This is a genomic window from Nocardioides sp. YJ-D4, from assembly GCF_054031495.1.
In genome coordinates this window covers 5751035-5766608 of record NZ_CM132932.1, presented here as the reverse complement: position 1 = coordinate 5766608, position 15574 = coordinate 5751035, and the positions used below count along the sequence as shown (strand labels likewise).

Annotated in this window: 13 protein-coding genes; 4 read left to right on the top strand and 9 right to left on the bottom strand. The window is 69.0% G+C overall.

Going from position 1 to position 15574, the window contains the following annotated elements; all coding sequences use genetic code 11:
• Positions 1 to 93: 93 nt before the first annotated feature.
• From ACW14X_RS27540 to ACW14X_RS27520, 5 genes are all read right to left on the bottom strand, one after another.
• Positions 94 to 1083 carry a zinc-binding dehydrogenase gene (locus ACW14X_RS27540; RefSeq protein ID WP_457163978.1) on the bottom strand — a complete coding sequence of 330 codons (990 nt, stop codon included), beginning with the start codon at positions 1081 to 1083 and terminating at the stop codon, positions 94 to 96.
• On the bottom strand, positions 1080 to 1601 hold the full coding sequence (locus ACW14X_RS27535) for a PadR family transcriptional regulator (protein ID WP_457163977.1): 522 nt from the start codon (positions 1599 to 1601) through the stop codon (positions 1080 to 1082). Before ACW14X_RS27535 ends, ACW14X_RS27540 begins: the two co-directional genes overlap by 4 nt.
• A gap of 113 nt (positions 1602 to 1714) precedes the next feature.
• Positions 1715 to 3478: a proteasome ATPase gene (gene arc / locus ACW14X_RS27530; protein WP_091041342.1), complete on the bottom strand. Its 1764-nt coding sequence runs from the start codon at positions 3476 to 3478 to the stop codon at positions 1715 to 1717.
• 150 nt (positions 3479 to 3628) lie between these two features.
• Complete coding sequence (locus tag ACW14X_RS27525; RefSeq protein ID WP_457163976.1) at positions 3629 to 4618, bottom strand: tRNA (adenine-N1)-methyltransferase; 990 nt, start codon at positions 4616 to 4618, stop codon at positions 3629 to 3631.
• Between the two features lie 55 nt (positions 4619 to 4673).
• Positions 4674 to 5921 (bottom strand): site-2 protease family protein, encoded by a 1248-nt coding sequence (locus ACW14X_RS27520; RefSeq protein WP_457163975.1) that lies wholly within the window; start codon positions 5919 to 5921, stop codon positions 4674 to 4676.
• Between ACW14X_RS27520 and ACW14X_RS27515 the strand changes: the two genes are divergently transcribed.
• Both ACW14X_RS27515 and ACW14X_RS27510 read left to right on the top strand, forming a co-directional pair.
• Positions 5920 to 7929, top strand: coding sequence for a PD-(D/E)XK nuclease family protein (locus ACW14X_RS27515; RefSeq protein WP_457163974.1), 2010 nt, complete (start codon positions 5920 to 5922; stop codon positions 7927 to 7929). The two genes, ACW14X_RS27520 and ACW14X_RS27515, sit on opposite strands and share 2 nt — an antisense overlap.
• Positions 7930 to 7993: 64 nt before the next feature.
• Positions 7994 to 10264 carry an acyltransferase family protein gene (locus tag ACW14X_RS27510; RefSeq protein ID WP_457163973.1) on the top strand — a complete coding sequence of 757 codons (2271 nt, stop codon included), beginning with the start codon at positions 7994 to 7996 and terminating at the stop codon, positions 10262 to 10264.
• A gap of 3 nt (positions 10265 to 10267) precedes the next feature.
• On the opposite strand, the gene ligD is transcribed toward ACW14X_RS27510, so the two are convergent.
• Positions 10268 to 11242 (bottom strand): non-homologous end-joining DNA ligase, encoded by a 975-nt coding sequence (gene ligD, locus ACW14X_RS27505; RefSeq protein ID WP_457163972.1) that lies wholly within the window; start codon positions 11240 to 11242, stop codon positions 10268 to 10270.
• A gap of 103 nt (positions 11243 to 11345) precedes the next feature.
• Here ligD and ACW14X_RS27500 point away from each other — a divergent pair, with 103 nt between their 5' ends.
• Both ACW14X_RS27500 and ACW14X_RS27495 read left to right on the top strand, forming a co-directional pair.
• Positions 11346 to 11861 (top strand): SigE family RNA polymerase sigma factor, encoded by a 516-nt coding sequence (locus ACW14X_RS27500; protein ID WP_350715071.1) that lies wholly within the window; start codon positions 11346 to 11348, stop codon positions 11859 to 11861.
• A complete protein-coding gene (locus tag ACW14X_RS27495) occupies positions 11858 to 12658 on the top strand; it encodes a hypothetical protein (protein ID WP_457163971.1) in 801 nt (266 codons plus the stop codon). Before ACW14X_RS27500 ends, ACW14X_RS27495 begins: the two co-directional genes overlap by 4 nt.
• A gap of 4 nt (positions 12659 to 12662) precedes the next feature.
• Here ACW14X_RS27495 and ACW14X_RS27490 read toward each other — a convergent pair whose 3' ends face one another.
• The 3 genes from ACW14X_RS27490 to def are packed head-to-tail and all read right to left on the bottom strand — an operon-like array spanning position 12663 to position 15560.
• Positions 12663 to 14111: an RsmB/NOP family class I SAM-dependent RNA methyltransferase gene (locus ACW14X_RS27490; RefSeq protein ID WP_457163970.1), complete on the bottom strand. Its 1449-nt coding sequence runs from the start codon at positions 14109 to 14111 to the stop codon at positions 12663 to 12665.
• Positions 14095 to 15015, bottom strand: a complete 921-nt coding sequence (gene fmt / locus ACW14X_RS27485; protein WP_457163969.1) for a methionyl-tRNA formyltransferase — start codon at positions 15013 to 15015, stop codon at positions 14095 to 14097. Before fmt ends, ACW14X_RS27490 begins: the two co-directional genes overlap by 17 nt.
• Positions 15015 to 15560 (bottom strand): peptide deformylase, encoded by a 546-nt coding sequence (gene def / locus ACW14X_RS27480; RefSeq protein ID WP_091041329.1) that lies wholly within the window; start codon positions 15558 to 15560, stop codon positions 15015 to 15017. The genes fmt and def overlap by 1 nt, the downstream gene beginning before the upstream one ends.
• Positions 15561 to 15574: the final 14 nt, after the last annotated feature.

The following is a 15574-nucleotide window of genomic DNA, read 5'->3' as shown; positions in this document are numbered from 1 at the left end:
CTCCCCCATTCTCACCGGACCGCGAACGCTCAAACACTAGCCCCGCGCGACGCCGCCCGCAGCCGAATACACCCGCCACAGGTTCGGCGCCCGTCAGACGACCACGACGAGCTTTCCACGAGCCGCGCCATCCTCCATCCGCTGGTGAGCCTCGCGGATCCTGTCGAGGTCGTACGTCGTGTCGATCGGCACCACTGCATGACCGGCCGCCACGTCGTCGAGGAAGCCCTGAAGAACGTCGGCCGGGAGATTCTCGGCCTCACCTGCGTAGGCGGTGAGGCGAACACCTGTGGGGAGATAGTCGATGGGGTAGAACTCCTCGACGGTCCACACGTTCGAGAGCATCCCGGTGAAACACACCGTGCCGTGGACGCGGGTGGAACGCAGCGTGTCGGGCAGTGTCGGCGTCCCGATCAGCTCGATCGCGCCATCGACCCCTTCAGGAAGCAGCCGCCGCACCTGGGCCGCGACGTCGCCGTCGTCGACCAAGACGTCATCGACCCCGATCGTCTCGAGCGCCTCGGCCTTGGCCGCACTCCGGGTCGTGGCGAGAACGCGGACACCGCTCCGCTTGGCGAGCACCGCTGCCGCCATTCCGACCGACGAGGTGCCGCCTCGGATGAGAAGACTCTGACCAGGCTCGATGTCGACTCCGACGGTCAAGGAGCCGTACGCGGTCTGCAGCATCTCCGGCACGGCCCCCAACGTCGCCCAGTCGAGGTCGGAGCGGAACGGGATGACCTGGCTCGCGGGAACGCAGGTGTACTCGGCGTAGCCACCATCGAAGGTCCGCCCCATCCCACCCATCATCGTCATCACCTGCTGCCCCGGCTCGAACTCGCCGCCTGGCGCAAGATCCACGACGCCGGTGGCCTCGATGCCCAGCACCCGCGGGTACGTCACCGAGTCCCCGGCGAAGCCAAGACGGGTGTGCAGCTCGGAGCGGTTGAGCCCGAACGCCTTGACGCGGATCCGCACCCAGCCCCGCTCTGGCTCCGGGACCTGCAGGTCACGAACCTGCAGGGCCTCCACCGGCCCGGGCGCCTCCAGCACGACAGCTCGCATGGTCTCGCTCGAGTTCACGAGTCGATCTCCTCTCTGATCCAGGCCCGCTCGGCGGCACTGGTGGCTCGGGCGGTCAGCAGCAGCCCGCGGCGGTAGGGGTCGACGACCTCTTCGGCCCGGATCGGGCGGTCGCCGTCATAGAAGAAGCTCGCCGGCGTCTCCAGGAACTCCAGTCGCCGGCGCAGGACCGCATGCTGGTCGGAACGGTGCGGCAGCAGCGACAGGAAGGTGAGCACGACGAAGAACCGGCTCGCGTCGGTGATGTCGTGGCCGTCTGCGGTGCGAATCGCTTCGAGCAGATGAGCGCGCCCTGCATCGGTGAGGGTTAGCGTGTGCCGGCCGGCTCGGCCGCGCCCGGGCTCGGACGTCTTGAACACATGGCCGTTGCGTTCGAGTCGGTCGGTCGCCGGATAGAGCGTGCCGTCGCTGATGCGGCGGGTGTGGCCGTACAGCTGCTCGATCTTCCGGCGCAGCTCGTAGCCGTGCTGGGGTCTTTCAGCCAGGAAGCCGAGGACCATGACGTCGATGATGCTCACGTCACCGAACAATACCTCGATTCGAGGTATAGCCCCGCTCGCATGGCCAGCAGACAGCAATCGGCCCGCCACCCTTTTCGCAGGTGGCGGGCCGATTGTTCGGTCGGCACAGGTTACAGATACTGACCCGTGTTGGAGACCTGCTCGATCGAACGGCCGGGCTCGGTGCCCTGCTTGCCGGTGATGAGCGTGCGGATGAAGACGATCCGCTCGCCCTTCTTGCCGGAGATGCGGGCCCAGTCGTCGGGGTTGGTGGTGTTGGGGAGGTCCTCGTTCTCCTTGAACTCGTCCACGCAGGCCTGGAGCAGGTGCTGCACCCGCAGGCCCTTCTGGCCGGAGTCCTCGCCGGAGTCCAAGAACGACTTGATGGCCATCTTCTTGGCCCGGTCGACGATGTTCTGGATCATCGCACCGGAGTTGAAGTCCTTGAAGTAGAGGATCTCCTTGTCACCGTTGGCGTAGGTGACCTCCAGGAAGCGGTTCTCCTCGGACTCCGTGTACATCCGCTCGACGACCGTGCGGATCAACTCGTCGACGGTGGCCTGCTTGTCGCCGTTGAACTCGCCCACGTCGGTCGGGTGCAGCGGCAGGTCGGGGACCAGGTACTTCGAGAAGATGTCACGAGCACCCTCGGCATCGGGACGCTCGATCTTGATCTTCACGTCCAGACGGCCCGGGCGCAGGATCGCCGGGTCGATCATGTCCTCACGGTTGGAGGCACCGATCACCAGCACGTTCTCCAGAGCCTCGACACCGTCGATCTCGGAGAGGAGCTGCGGGACGATGGTGTTCTCCACGTCGGAGGAGACACCGGTGCCACGCGTACGGAACAGCGAGTCCATCTCGTCGAAGAAGACGATCACCGGGGTGCCGGCCGCGGCCTTCTCACGAGCCCGCTGGAAGACCAGGCGGATGTGGCGCTCGGTCTCACCGACGTACTTGTTGAGGAGCTCGGGGCCCTTGATGTTGAGGAAGTAGGACTTGCCGTCCGCTCCCGTCTTCGCGGCGACCTTCTTCGCGAGGCTGTTGGCGACAGCCTTCGCGATCAGGGTCTTGCCACAGCCCGGAGGACCGTAGAGCAGCACACCCTTGGGCGGCTTGAGCTGGTGCTCGATGAAGAGGTCGGGATAGAGGTACGGCAGCTCGACCGCGTCCTGGATCTGCTCGATCTGGCCGGCGAGGCCACCGATCGACTCGTAGGAGATGTCGGGCACCTCCTCCAGGACGAGCTCCTCGACCTCGGACTTCGGCACCTTCTCGTAGACATAGCCCGATCGCGGTTCGAGCAGCAACGAGTCGCCCGCGCGAATCGCGTCCTGCAGGAGCGGCTCCGCGAGACGTACGACCCGTTCCTCGTCGGCGTTGGCGATCACCAGGGCGCGCTCACCGTCGGCGAGCAGCTCCTTGAACATCACCACCTCGCCGACCTTCTCGAACTCCATCGCGGCCACGACGTTCAGCGCCTCGTTGAGCATGACCTCCTGGCCATAGCGCAGCTCGTCGAGGTCGACGTTGGGCGATGCGGTCACCCGGAGCTTGCGCCCACCGGTGAAGACATCGATCGAGTCGTCCTCGTTGCGCTCGATGAAGGTGCCGAAGCCTGCTGGCGGCTGTGCCAGCCGGTCGACCTCCTCCTTGAGCTTGATGATCTGGTCTCGGGCATCCCGAAGCGTGACGGTGAGTCGCTCGTTCTGCGACGTCACGGCGGCCAGGGAGCGCTGCGCATCAGCGAGCCGCGCCTCCAGGCCACGCGAAGATCCGGGCATCTCAGTCAGTCTGTGCCGCAGGTCGGTCACCTCAGCTTCGAGGAAACGGACATGACTCTCGAGCTCCTCGGGGCTGCGCCCCTCGGAATGGAATCCATCGGATGTCGACATCAGCACACCTCCTCTACTCCCTCGACCCTACAAGGGTGAGGGGCAGGAGCGGAGAAGGATTTACCGGTGTTGGACACTATTCGTCGACAACGGCCAAGTTCGTGTCAACCCGTGGCACACCGGAAAGATGTGCACCGTTGCAGGACGGACTCAGTCCAGCTCGGCGCCGTCCTCGGCCAGGACCTCCACGACGGGCTCGGGAGCCGGCATGTCGGCCGGGCGCGGACCGGTGTAGTCGGATCCGTACGCACCGGGGGCCGGTCGGCGTGTCTTGCGCGGCGCGCGCTCGCCCGGCGCCAGCCTTCGCGCCGTCACCAGGAAGGCGGTGTGGCCGATCATCTTGTGACCCGGCCGGACCGCGAGACCCTCGACGTGCCAGTCGCGCACCAGCGACTCCCACGCCTGGGGCTCGGTGAACCCGCCGTGGGCGCGGACCGTCTCGACGAAGCGAGACAGCTGGGTGGTGGTCGCGACGTACGCGCAGACCATGCCGCCCGGGTAGAGCGCCTCGGCCGCCGCGTCGACGCACTCCCAGGGAGCGAGCATGTCGAGGATCAGCCGGTCGCAGCGGATCTGCTGGCGCGGCAGCTCCTCCTGGAGGTCTCCCAGGTTGAGCGACCAGCTCGGGTGCGACTCCCCCGCCGGGGTGCCGAAGAACTGGTCGACGTTCTTGCGGGCGACCTCGGCGAACTCCTCGCGGCGCTCGAAGGAGGTGACCTTGCCGAACGGGCCCACCGCACGCAGGAGCGAGCAGGTCAGGGCACCGGAGCCGACCCCGGCCTCCACGACGGAGGCACCCGGGAAGATGTCGGCCATGGCGACGATCTGGGCGGCGTCCTTGGGGTAGACCACGGCGGCACCGCGCGGCATCGAGACCACGAACTCCGACAGGAGCGGGCGGAAGACCAGGTACTCACCTCCGGTGGAGGCGGTGACGGTGAAGCCCTCCTCGCGGCCGATCAGCTCGTCGTGGTCGATGTGGCCCTTGTTGGAGAAGAAGCGCTTGCCGGCGACGAGCTCGAAGTTGTGGCGGCGACCCTTGGTGTCGGTCAGCCGCACCCACTCGCCCTCGCGGAGCGGCCCGCGGTGTACGCCCGCTCGGGCCTCGGCCGGAATGTCTGGAATATCAGCGCTTGACACCCGCCGAGGCTACCCGTTTCCCCGGCCAACCCGGCAAACCGCGGCTCGGTCCGGCTCAGGCTCCCGCGCGGAAGGCGGCGTCGACGTCGGAGGTGACCAGTACGCCGTAGATCGAGCCGTCGGGCTCGACCAGGAGGTATTCGGGTGCCGGGGTCTTGGAGATCGCCTGGATCAGGGACTCCCCGTCGATGTCGGCCGGGAGGGTGAGGCCGTCCTCGAGCTGTCGGGTGACCGTCGAGGTGGCCATCCAGGGACGACGGTCCTCCGGGGTCGCGAGCAGCGCGCCCTCGTGGACCAGGCCGATCGGCTCGCCGCCGCTGCTCACCGTGACGATGCTGCCGGCTTCGGCCTCCTGGGCACGGCGTACGGCCTCGGCCAGGGGGAGGTCGGCGGGCACGGCGAGGGTGCGGCGGGCGAGGTCGCGGGCGACGAGCAGCGGGAGCCGCATGCGCGCCCTTCCCGACATGATCGCCGCGGAGGCACCGCTCCAGAGGAAGACACCGATGATCACAGCGAAGACATAGCTCCTCAGCCGCGGCTCGCTGCCGAGGATCTGGCCCTGGATGAAGGGCCACAGCAGCACGAGCACCGCGAGGACGCGGCCGGCCCAGCCGGCGACGATGCTGCCCCGATTGATGTTGCCGGTCGCGGCCCACACGCCCGCCTTGAGCAACCTGCCGCCGTCGAGGGGCAGACCCGGGACGAGATTGAGCACGCCGACGAACAGGTTGGTGAACCACAGGCCGGTGATGAACAGCCCGACCAGGCCGCCGGAGGTGAGGAAGGAGACACCGAAGGCAGCAGCCGCGACGGCGAGTGAGGCCAGCGGGCCGACGACGGCGATCCAGAACTCGTCGCGGGGCCGCTTCGCCTCCTTCTCCACGGCGGTCGCGCCGCCGAGGAAGTGGAGCATGATCACGCCCACGGGGTAGCCGAGTCGCTTGGCCACGATCGCGTGGGCCGCCTCATGCAGCAGCACCGCGCCGTAGAGGACGATCGCGAAGGCGAAGCCGGCGACGTACGTCAACCAGCCCAGGCCCGGCTCCACGGCATCGATCTGGGGCGCCATCACCCAGGCGATCACCGCCGCGATCAGGAACCAGGACGGCGTCACCAGGACGTCGCTGCCGGCGACGGAGCCGACCTTGATCGTGCCCGGGACTCGGGAGGTGGGCGCCTCTTCGACCGGCTTGTCGCCGCCGGGGCGTGGGTCAGGGTCTGCCACATCCCGAGCGTACTTGAGCAGCGGTTGTCGGGTGGTGTCGACCCGGTTGTCGGTGCTGACGAATAGTGTCGACTCCATGAGCACCTCACCTGCCGAATCGCTGTCGACCGCGGTCGACGGCGTCAACGTGCTGGGGTCGCTCTCCCCGAGCCGCGCGAGCGACTTCACCTCGTGCCCGCTGCTCTACCGGTTCCGCACGATCGACCAGCTGCCCGAGCCGCCCTCGGAGGCAGCCGCGCGCGGGACCGTCGTACACAAGGTGCTCGAGGACCTCTTCGACCTGCCCGCTCCCGAGCGCACGCCCCGGCAGGCGAGGTCGATGGTGGAGCAGGCGTGGGAGGACGTACGCAGCCTCGACCCGGCCCTGGCGACGCTGTTCACCTCGGAGACCGAAGGGGCGGAGGAGGGCTGGCTGGAGTCGTGCCGGCAGGTGCTGCGGCGCTACTTCGACCTGGAGGACCCGCGACGCCTGGAGCCTGCCGAGCGCGAGCACTACGTCGAGGCGCTGCTCGACTCCAAGCTGCTGCTGCGCGGGTTCATCGACCGCGTCGATGTCGCCCCCGATGGCCGGATCCGGGTGGTGGACTACAAGGGACTCGCCGTCGACACTCCGCTTCCGACCCCGTCGGGCTGGACGACGATGGAGACGATCGGAGTCGGAGATCAACTTGTCGGCAGTGACGGGAAGCCAACCACCGTCGTCGCGAAGTCGGAGACTCATCACCGACCGTGTTACAGAATCACATTCATCGACGGATCATCCGTGGTCTGCGACAACGTCCATCTATGGTCCGTCGTGCACACCGACCGCCAGCGACAGACCCGTGAGGTTCTGGATGCAGATTCACTACATGCCCTGCATCAGAAGCTCCGGCTCAAAGGACTGCGCCAGTCAATGTGGGTCGTCGCCGGCCGAGGTGTCGACGGGGATGCCGAGACGCACCTGCCCATCGATCCTTGGCTGCTGGGCGCCTGGCTCGGCGATGGTGACTGTCGCTCCGGGCAGATCACCGTCGGCCTGACGGACCATGACACGGTTACCTCACTCAAGGAGCACTGGCCCCGACTCGTGAGCGTGCGCGAAGAACACGGGGGGTTTCGGGTTTCCCTCTCGAGATCCCCAGACGAGTGCAGGTACGGACATACTGAGTTCGAGCCCGCCACGCTGTCCCACGCACGAAGGTGCGCACACGAACGGCTGCATCCCTCGCTGACGCCGACGAACGTCTCTTTCACGTATCTACTTCGGAAAGAGAATCTCCTCCACAACAAGCACATTCCGAAGCCATACCTGCGTGCGTCACGCTCCCAGCGCGTCGAACTGCTTCGTGGACTCTTGGACACTGACGGCTGGTGGAATCGCACCCGCAGGCGTGCAGGATTCACGACAACAGATGATCGCTTGGCGTCAGACGTCATCGAGCTCCTCCGCAGCTTGGGGATCCACCCGCAGCATTTCAAGAAGCCGTACCGGAACGCGCTACGGCCGGATCGAACCTGGCACGTCATCGAGTTCACCCCGGTCGATTTCACGCCGTTCTCGCTGCCCCGCAAGGCGATTCCTGCGAGCGCAGGGGTGACGTCACGTCAGGGAGATCTCGCTCGCCGTCGGATCATTGTCTCCGTCGAGAAAGTGCCCTCGGTTCCAACACAGTGCGTCGCAGTCGACGCGGCAGACTCGTTGTATCTGTGCGGCGAAGGCCTCATCCCGACTCACAACACCGGACGCGTCCCCAGCGAGGCGTACGAGGCGAAGGCGCTGTTCCAGCTCAAGTTCTACGCCCTGGTGATCTGGCGCACCCGGGGCGTGGTGCCGGCGATGCTGCAGCTGATCTACCTCGGCTCCGGCGACATCCTGCGCTACGTGCCCGACGAGGCCGACCTGCTCGCGACCGAGCGCAAGGCCGAGGCGATCTGGCGGGCCATCCGCACCGCCCAGGAGACCGGCGACTGGCAGCCCAACCCGGGACGGCTGTGCGGGTGGTGCGCCCACAAGTCGCTGTGTCCCGCCTTCGGTGGCACTCCTCCCCCGCTTCCACCGACCCCCGGCCCCGTGGCGGCAGGCGACGACCGCGATCTCGACTAGGCCCCTAGGCGCGTCTACCAGGATCGACCGGTTACGGGAGTTATCGTCGCGACGAATGTGACGAATGCGCTTGGCTGAGGAGGTGCGGCTGCTCGTGGGCTCGACGGACTCGTCCACCGGCTCGACCAGCGGGAGCGCGACCTCGTCTCGTCACCGTCCCGACATCCAGGGGCTCCGCGCGATCGCGGTGCTCGCGGTCGTCGCGCTGCACGTCGGCTTCGGGTCGCTGACCGGCGGCTTCGTCGGCGTCGACGTCTTCTTCGCGATCTCGGGCTTCCTGATCACCCAGCAGCTCATGCGGCAGGTACGCACCGAGGGCCGGGTCAGCCTGCTCGGCTTCTACGCCCGCCGGGCCCGCCGGATCCTGCCGGCCGCGACCGTGGTGCTTCTCGCGACGGTCGTCTACGCAGCCCTCTTCCTGGGCTTCGTACGCACTCGGGAGATCGCCCTCGACGCGCTGTGGTCGGCGGCGTTCGCCGCCAACTTCCGGTTCGCGTCGCTGGAGACCGACTACTTCTCGGCGGCGCTGCCGCCCTCACCGCTGCAGCACTTCTGGTCCCTCGCGGTCGAGGAGCAGTTCTACCTGGTCTGGCCCCTGGTGATCCTGGGATGCCTGTGGGCGATGAAGCGGCGCAGCCGGAACGCCGCGACGGACGGCCCCATCGACCAGCGCGGGCGCAGGCGCGTGCTGGTCATCGCTCTCGGCGTGGTCATCGTGGCCTCGCTGCTGGCCTCGGCGGTGCTGACCCGGACCAGCCCGGAGGCGGCGTACTTCTCGCCGTTCACCCGCGCCTGGGAGCTCGGCCTGGGCGCGATCGCGGCGATCGCGTTCCGTGACGGCGGGACCCAGGACGCCACCGCGCGGTGGCGGGCGCAGGTGCTCTCCGCGTTCGGGATGTTCTTCATCATCTGTGCCTGCCTGCAGTTCAACGACGCGACCCCGTTCCCGGGCACCCCGGCGCTGGTGCCGGTGCTCGGCAGCGTCTTCATCATCGTGGCCGGCACGCTGTGGCACGGCCCGACGGTGGTCGGCCGGCTGCTGTCGGTGCCGCCGCTGCAGGTGATCGGCAACTGGTCCTACTCGCTCTACCTGTGGCACTTCCCCGTGCTGGTCCTCGCCGAGCTGAAGCTGGGCCGCGAGCTGCGCTGGTGGGAGCAGGTGCTCCTGGTGGCGCTGGCGTTCGGTCTGGCCGGACTCTCCTACCACTACATCGAGGAGCCGTTCCGGCGCGGCATCCTCTGGCGCCGTCCGGCGTTCGGTCGAGCCGCCACGCTGGGCCCGGTGGCGCTCTACCCGCTGAGCATCACCCTGGTCGCGGTGACCTGCTTCGGTGCCAACACCTACGCCACCGGGACCGCCCGCGACGGCTACCAGCCCGCGATCACGCTGGCCGAGGCCGATTCCTCCGGGTCCTCCGGACCGTCCAAGCAGCCCGACCGACCCGCCTCGAGCGCCGCGCCGCCCGCCGCCAAGGCGCAGGAGCCCGACCCGCTCCCGGCGCTGCTGAAGGCCTCGGTGCTCGCGGCGCGCAAGAACCAGGCGATTCCCACCAACCTGAAGCCGGGCCTCACCAACCTCTCCGACGACGTGGAGTCGGTCGGCGAGTGCAACTACTACTCGACGAACGTACGCAAGCTGTGCCCGCGCGGTGACGCCGACGCCGAGAAGACGATCGTGGTCATCGGCGACTCCCACGCCCGCCACTGGACGCCCGCGGTCGAGGAGATCGCCGAACGCTCCGGCTACCGCGCCTACATGCTGGCCATGCCGCAGTGCACCGTCTCCCTCGTCACCCCCGACAAGATCGACAGCACCGACCCGATGACGTCGTGCGACGACTTCCACGACTTCATGCTCTCCTCGGTCAAGAAGCTCCGCCCCGATCTGCTGCTGGTCTCCTCGCGCCCGATCAGCGCCGCCTACCACGACTCCTCTGGCCGCCACACCGACCGCGACGACGTACGCCGCGCCGTCTACCGCGGCTACCAGCGGCTCCTGGCCCAGGTGAAGCCCGCCGCGAAGCGGACCGTGTGGCTGCGTGACGTACCGGCGCTCGAGTTCGACCCAGCCACGTGCCTGAGCAGCAACAAGACGCTCTCGCCCTGCACCTACAAGCCGCTCGAGAGCCAGCAGGACGGCGCCGACCTGCAGATGCAGGCGGCCAAGTCAGCTCGCGTCGAGACCATCGACCTCGACGACATGTTCTGCGACAGCGTCGGCATCTGCACGACCGTCGTCGGCGACACCATCACCCATCGCGACGGCCACCACCTCACCGCGACCTACTCCAAGGAGCTCGGTCGCACCTTGGGCGAGCGTCTCAAGGTCTGGTGATCCTCACCGGGTCGGGTCGGGCTCGGGCTCGGGTGGCGTCTCGGCGCCGTCGCGCTCGTCGCGGTCGGCCCACTCGAGCAGCGGCTGGATCGAGAACGGGTGGTCGTCGATGTCGGCGTGCAGGTCACCGATCTCCGCGAACCGCGCCGGCACCGTACGCATCGTGAACTCACGTGGGTCGACGTCCTTGGTCTCCTCCCAGGTGATCGGGGTGGAGACCCGGCCGTCGGCGACGCCGCGGATCGAGTAGGCACACGCGATCGTGTGATCTCGGGTGTTCTGGTTGAAGTCCACGAACAGCTGCGCCGGGTCGCGATCCTTGCGCCACCAGGCGGTGGTGACCAGCTTCGGGGCCCGGCGCTCGACCTCGCGGGCGAAGGCGTGCGCGGCGCGGCGTACGTCCTGGAAGCCGTGCTCAGCCGGGATCCGGACATACACGTGCATCCCGGAGCCACCGCTCGTCTTCGGGTAGCCGACCGCGCCGATCTCGTCGAGCAGCTCGCGTACGACGCCAGCCACCGTCTGCACGGTCGAGAACGGGCACTCGGGACCGGGATCGAGGTCGATGCGCCACTCGTCGGGCTTCTCGGTGTCCTCGCGGCGGCTGTTCCAGGGGTGGAACTCGACCGTCGACATCTGGACGGCCCAGATCACCGCGCCGAGCTCGGTCACGCACAGCTCGTCGGCGGTGCGGCCCCAGCGCGGGAAGTAGAGGCGTACGGTCTCGATCCAGTCGGGCGCCCCCTGTGGCAGCCGCTTCTGGTGCACCTTCGGCCCCGCCAGGCCCTTGGGGAACCGGTGCAGCATGCACGGCCGCTCCCAGAGCGCGTTGACGATCCCTGGCCCGACGGCGAGGTAGTACTGCGCCACGTCGAGCTTGGTCGCACCGGTCTCAGGGAAGTAGACGCGGTCGGGGTTGGAGATCCTGACGACGCGGTTGTCCACCTCGATCTCCACCGACGGCGATGCCTTGGCCATGCTCGCCAGCGTAGGCGCTGAGATGATGCGGTGAAACGAAACTCGCTCATCTCGATCCTCACGGGGGTGTCACGTGGACCTCATCCCGAGGCGTCGAAAGGATGTGAGCACATCGACCGTGAGGCCTCCCGCCGAGGAGTTCGCCGACTTCGTCCATGCGACGGGCGGCGCGCTCTACCGCACCGCGCTGCTGCTGACCGGTGACCATCACCTGGCCGAGGACCTGACCCAGACGACGTACGCCCGGGTCTTCGCGTCCTGGCGGCGGGTCAGCAGGGCGGACAACCCGGCGGCGTACGCACGACGTGTGCTCCTCAACGGATTCATCTCCCACCGACGGCTCCGGCGCAACGCCGAGACGCCGACCTCGACGCTGCCGGACGATCCGGGCAGCGATGCCGACCCCAGCGCCCGGATCGACCTGCTTGCCGCCCTCCAGCGGCTGTCGCCGACCGACCGGGCCGTGCTCGTCGCGCGCTATTGGGAGGACCGATCCGTGTCCCAGACAGCTGCCGACCTCGGACTGACCGAGACGGCGGTCCGCACCCGCTCGAAGCGTGCCCTGGAACGGCTGCGCCCGCTGGTTGCGGACATCTTCCCGGAGAGGACCACCCGATGAACGACCCAGAGACCAGCTTCCGTACGGCACTGCACGAGCGTGTCGCCGACCAGCACCCCGACTACGCGCGGATCTCCGCCGGCGCGATCAGCGCGGGCTCGCGCATCCGCCGCCGCCGGCGGATCACCGGTGCCGTCGGAGCCGCTGCAGCCGTCGGCGCATTCACCGCAGGTGGGCTGGGGCTCTCTCAGTTCCTGGCCACCACCGCGGTCGACCAGGCGCCCCTCGGCGCTGCCGGCGCGCCGTCGGCGTCGGCTTCGACGGCACCCCTCGCCTCCGGGCAGAGCCTCGACCTCGGCGACGGGGTCACCGGACGGGTCGTCACCAACGACGAGGCCAAGACGATGGACATCACCATCCAGACCGCCAGCGCTCGCCCGGGCGGCGGGACCGGCTTCACCATCGTCCTGTCCGGACCTGCCGGCGCGGTCGAGCAGAAATGGAGCAACGACACGCTCCTCGAGGACTATCCCGGCGTCACGATCGCCACCCAAGGCGCGCGCGTAGGGCTCGTCGACGAGGTTCCCGTCGCGCAGCCACCCGGTTGGACGTGCGAGTGGTACCTGATCGACGACAAGGCATCCTGCACGTCCGAGGACGGTGGTGTGGCCGGCCTGGTGATCCGCCCGGCGGAGGACTACCCGGACTGGAGCAAGAGCGCCGACAAGGCCGGCCCCGGCTCGGGGTCCTACATCACCCCGCTCCACGGCGACATCTTCATCAGCGTCCAGAGCGGGGAGGGCACCACCGACGCCGAGCTCGAGGCGCTCGCGAGCTCGCTCAGGTGGACCGACTGACCCGCTACGAGGTGCGCCGCAGCAGCGCCAGGAACATCGCGTCGGTGCCATGCCGGTGCGGCCACAGCTGCACAGTGCCTGCCATCGGCCCGGCGCTGTCAGGCACCGTGCCGACCGTGGCGCCGATCGGCTCGAGGACGACATCGGATCGGTCCTCGAGCACCCTGCGCACCACGCCCTCGGTCTCGGCCAGAACCGGCGAGCAGGTGGCGTAGAGCACCACACCGCCCGGCCGGGTCAGATCGATGGCCCGGTCGAGCAGGGAGCGCTGCAGGTCGACGAGTACGTCGAGGTCGGCCGTGGCTCGCCGCCAGCGTGCCTCCGGCCGGCGGCGCAGCGCTCCCAGGCCGGTGCACGGGGCATCGACGAGGACCCGGTCGAACGTCGCGTCCTTGAAGGGCGGCCGGGTCCCGTCGCCGGCCACGACCCCGGTGGATCCGTCCACGTGGGTGCCGGATGACCGGTCGGTCAGGTTGGCGAGGACGAGTCCGGCACGGTGCGGCTGACGCTCGTTGGCGACCAGCACGGCGCCCTGTTGCGCTGCCAGGGCGGCCAGCAGCGCCGACTTGCCGCCGGGCCCGGCGCACAGGTCCAGCCATGACTCGGTCCCGGAGTCCTGCCGGTCGAGGTCGGCCTCGGCCAGAGCGATGGCCACCAGCTGGGACCCCTCGTCCTGCACCCCGGCGCGCCCCTCCGCGACCGCGGCGATCCCGGCCGGTGAGCCGGAGTCGAGCGTGACGCCGAAGGGCGAGTAGGGCGTCGGCGTGCCGCCGAGCTCGTCGATCCTCGCCCGTCCGGGGCGGGCGACCAGCGTGACCGACGGCGGCACGTTGTCGGCCTCGAGCAGCGCATCGATCTGGTCACGGCCGACAGCCTCGGCGAGCCGCTCGACGACCCAGCGCGGGTGGCTGAAGGCGACCGTGGCCCAGCCGTCGTGGTCCCTCTCGCGCGCGGGCGCCACCTCGGCGACCCACTCGTCGAGGGACATGCGGGTGACCTTGCGCAGGACGGCGTTGACGAATCCCGCCGGCCCCTGGCCCACCTTCGACCGGGTCAGATCGACGCTGGTCGAGATCGCGGCATGGTCGGGCACCCGCATGGACAGCACCTGGTGTGCCCCCAGCCGCAGCACGTCGAGCACCTTCGCCTCGACCTTGGCCAGCGGCCGGTCGATGCAGGCGGCCAGCACGGCGTCGTACGTCCCCTGCTGCCGCAGCGTCCCCGAGGCGAGCTCGGTGGCGAAGGCCGCGTCGCGGCCCTCCAGCCCGAGGCGGCCCAGGACGTGGGGCAGCACCAGGTTGGCGTACGCCTCGTCGACCCGCACCGCCTTGAGCACCTCGAACGCTGCGAGCCGTGCGGGATCGGCTGGCTTGGTGGCCCCACGCGGCTTCCCCTGCGGTCGCCGGCCGGCCCCCGGACGCCTACCCGGCTGTGCCCTATTCGAAGGTGACACCGGACTCCAGACGTACGCCTCGGGCCCAGTCAGCCGCCGGCATCTCCTTCTTGCCGAAGGCCTTCACCCGGCCGAGCCGGACCGCCGTGGTGCCGGTGCCGACGAGGACCTCGTTCTTGCGGACGACCAGCTCCCCGGGAGCCGCCGTGTCCTCGGCCATGGTGACCGGTCCGACCTTGAACCGCTCGCCGTCGAGCAGGGTCCAGGCTCCCGGCGCGGGGGTGCAGGCGCGGATCTGCCGGTCGATGGCCACGGCGCTCTGCGTCCAGTCGATCTGAGCGTCCTCGACGGTGATCTTGTCGGCGTAGGTGACCCCGTCGGTCGGCTGCTCGCGTGCCTCCAGGGAGCCGTCCTCGATCCCGTCGAGCGTGGACACCAGCAGCCTGGCCCCGCCTTCGGTGAGCTTCTCGAAGAGCGACCCGGAGGTCTCGTCGGGCGCCAGCGCCTGCGTCATGGTGCCGAAGACCGGGCCGGCGTCCATCGCCTTCACGATCCGGAACGTGGTCGCCCCGGAGATCTCCTCGCCGGCCCAGACGGCACGCTGCACCGGCGCGGCGCCACGGTAGGCGGGCAGGAGCGAGAAGTGCAGGTTGACCCAGCCGTGCCGCGGGATGTCCAGCGCCGACTGCGGCAGCATCGCACCGTAGGCGACCACCGGGCAGCAGTCAGGCTCCAGCGCCTTCAGCTCGGCCTGGAACTCCGGCTCACGGGGATGCTCCGGCTTGAGCACCGGAACCCCCAGCTCCTCGGCTCGCTGGGCCACCGGCGAGGGCACCAGCCGCTTGCTGCGCCCCTGCGCGGCATCGGGCCGGGTGACGACACCGACGAGCTCGTGGCGCGAGGCGGCGATCGCGTTCAGCGAGGGGACGGCCACCTCGGGCGTACCGGCGAAGACGACCTTCATCAGAACCCGAACCCGTTCGTCGCGTGCGGCGAGACCTTCACCGTGGGCTTCTCCAGGCCGAACCACTCCGACTCCCGGATCTCCTTCATCGCCGCCTTGCGCGCGGCCTCGTCGAGCCGGTCGATGAAGAGGATGCCGTCGAGGTGGTCGGTCTCGTGCTGGATGGCCCGGGCGAGCAGCTCGGAGCCCTCGATGGTGACCGGCTCACCGTGCATGTCGAAACCCTTCGCCACCACCGACAGGGCCCGGCGGCAGTCGAAGGTGATGTCGGGCAGCGACAGGCAGCCCTCTCCCCCGTCCTGCGTCTCCTCTGACAGGGTCAGGTCCGGGTTGATGAGGTGACCCACCTGGCCGTCGACGTACCACGTGAAGACCCGCAGGCTCACTCCGATCTGCGGAGCGGCCAGTCCGGCGCCAGGCGCCTCGAGCATGGTGTCGGTCAGGTCGGCAACGAGCTTGCGCAGCTCCTTGTCGAAGTCGACGACCTCGATCGCTGGCTTGCGCAGCACGGGGTCGCCGAAGAGTCGGATGGGCTGGACTGCCACTGTTCTCCTAGGTG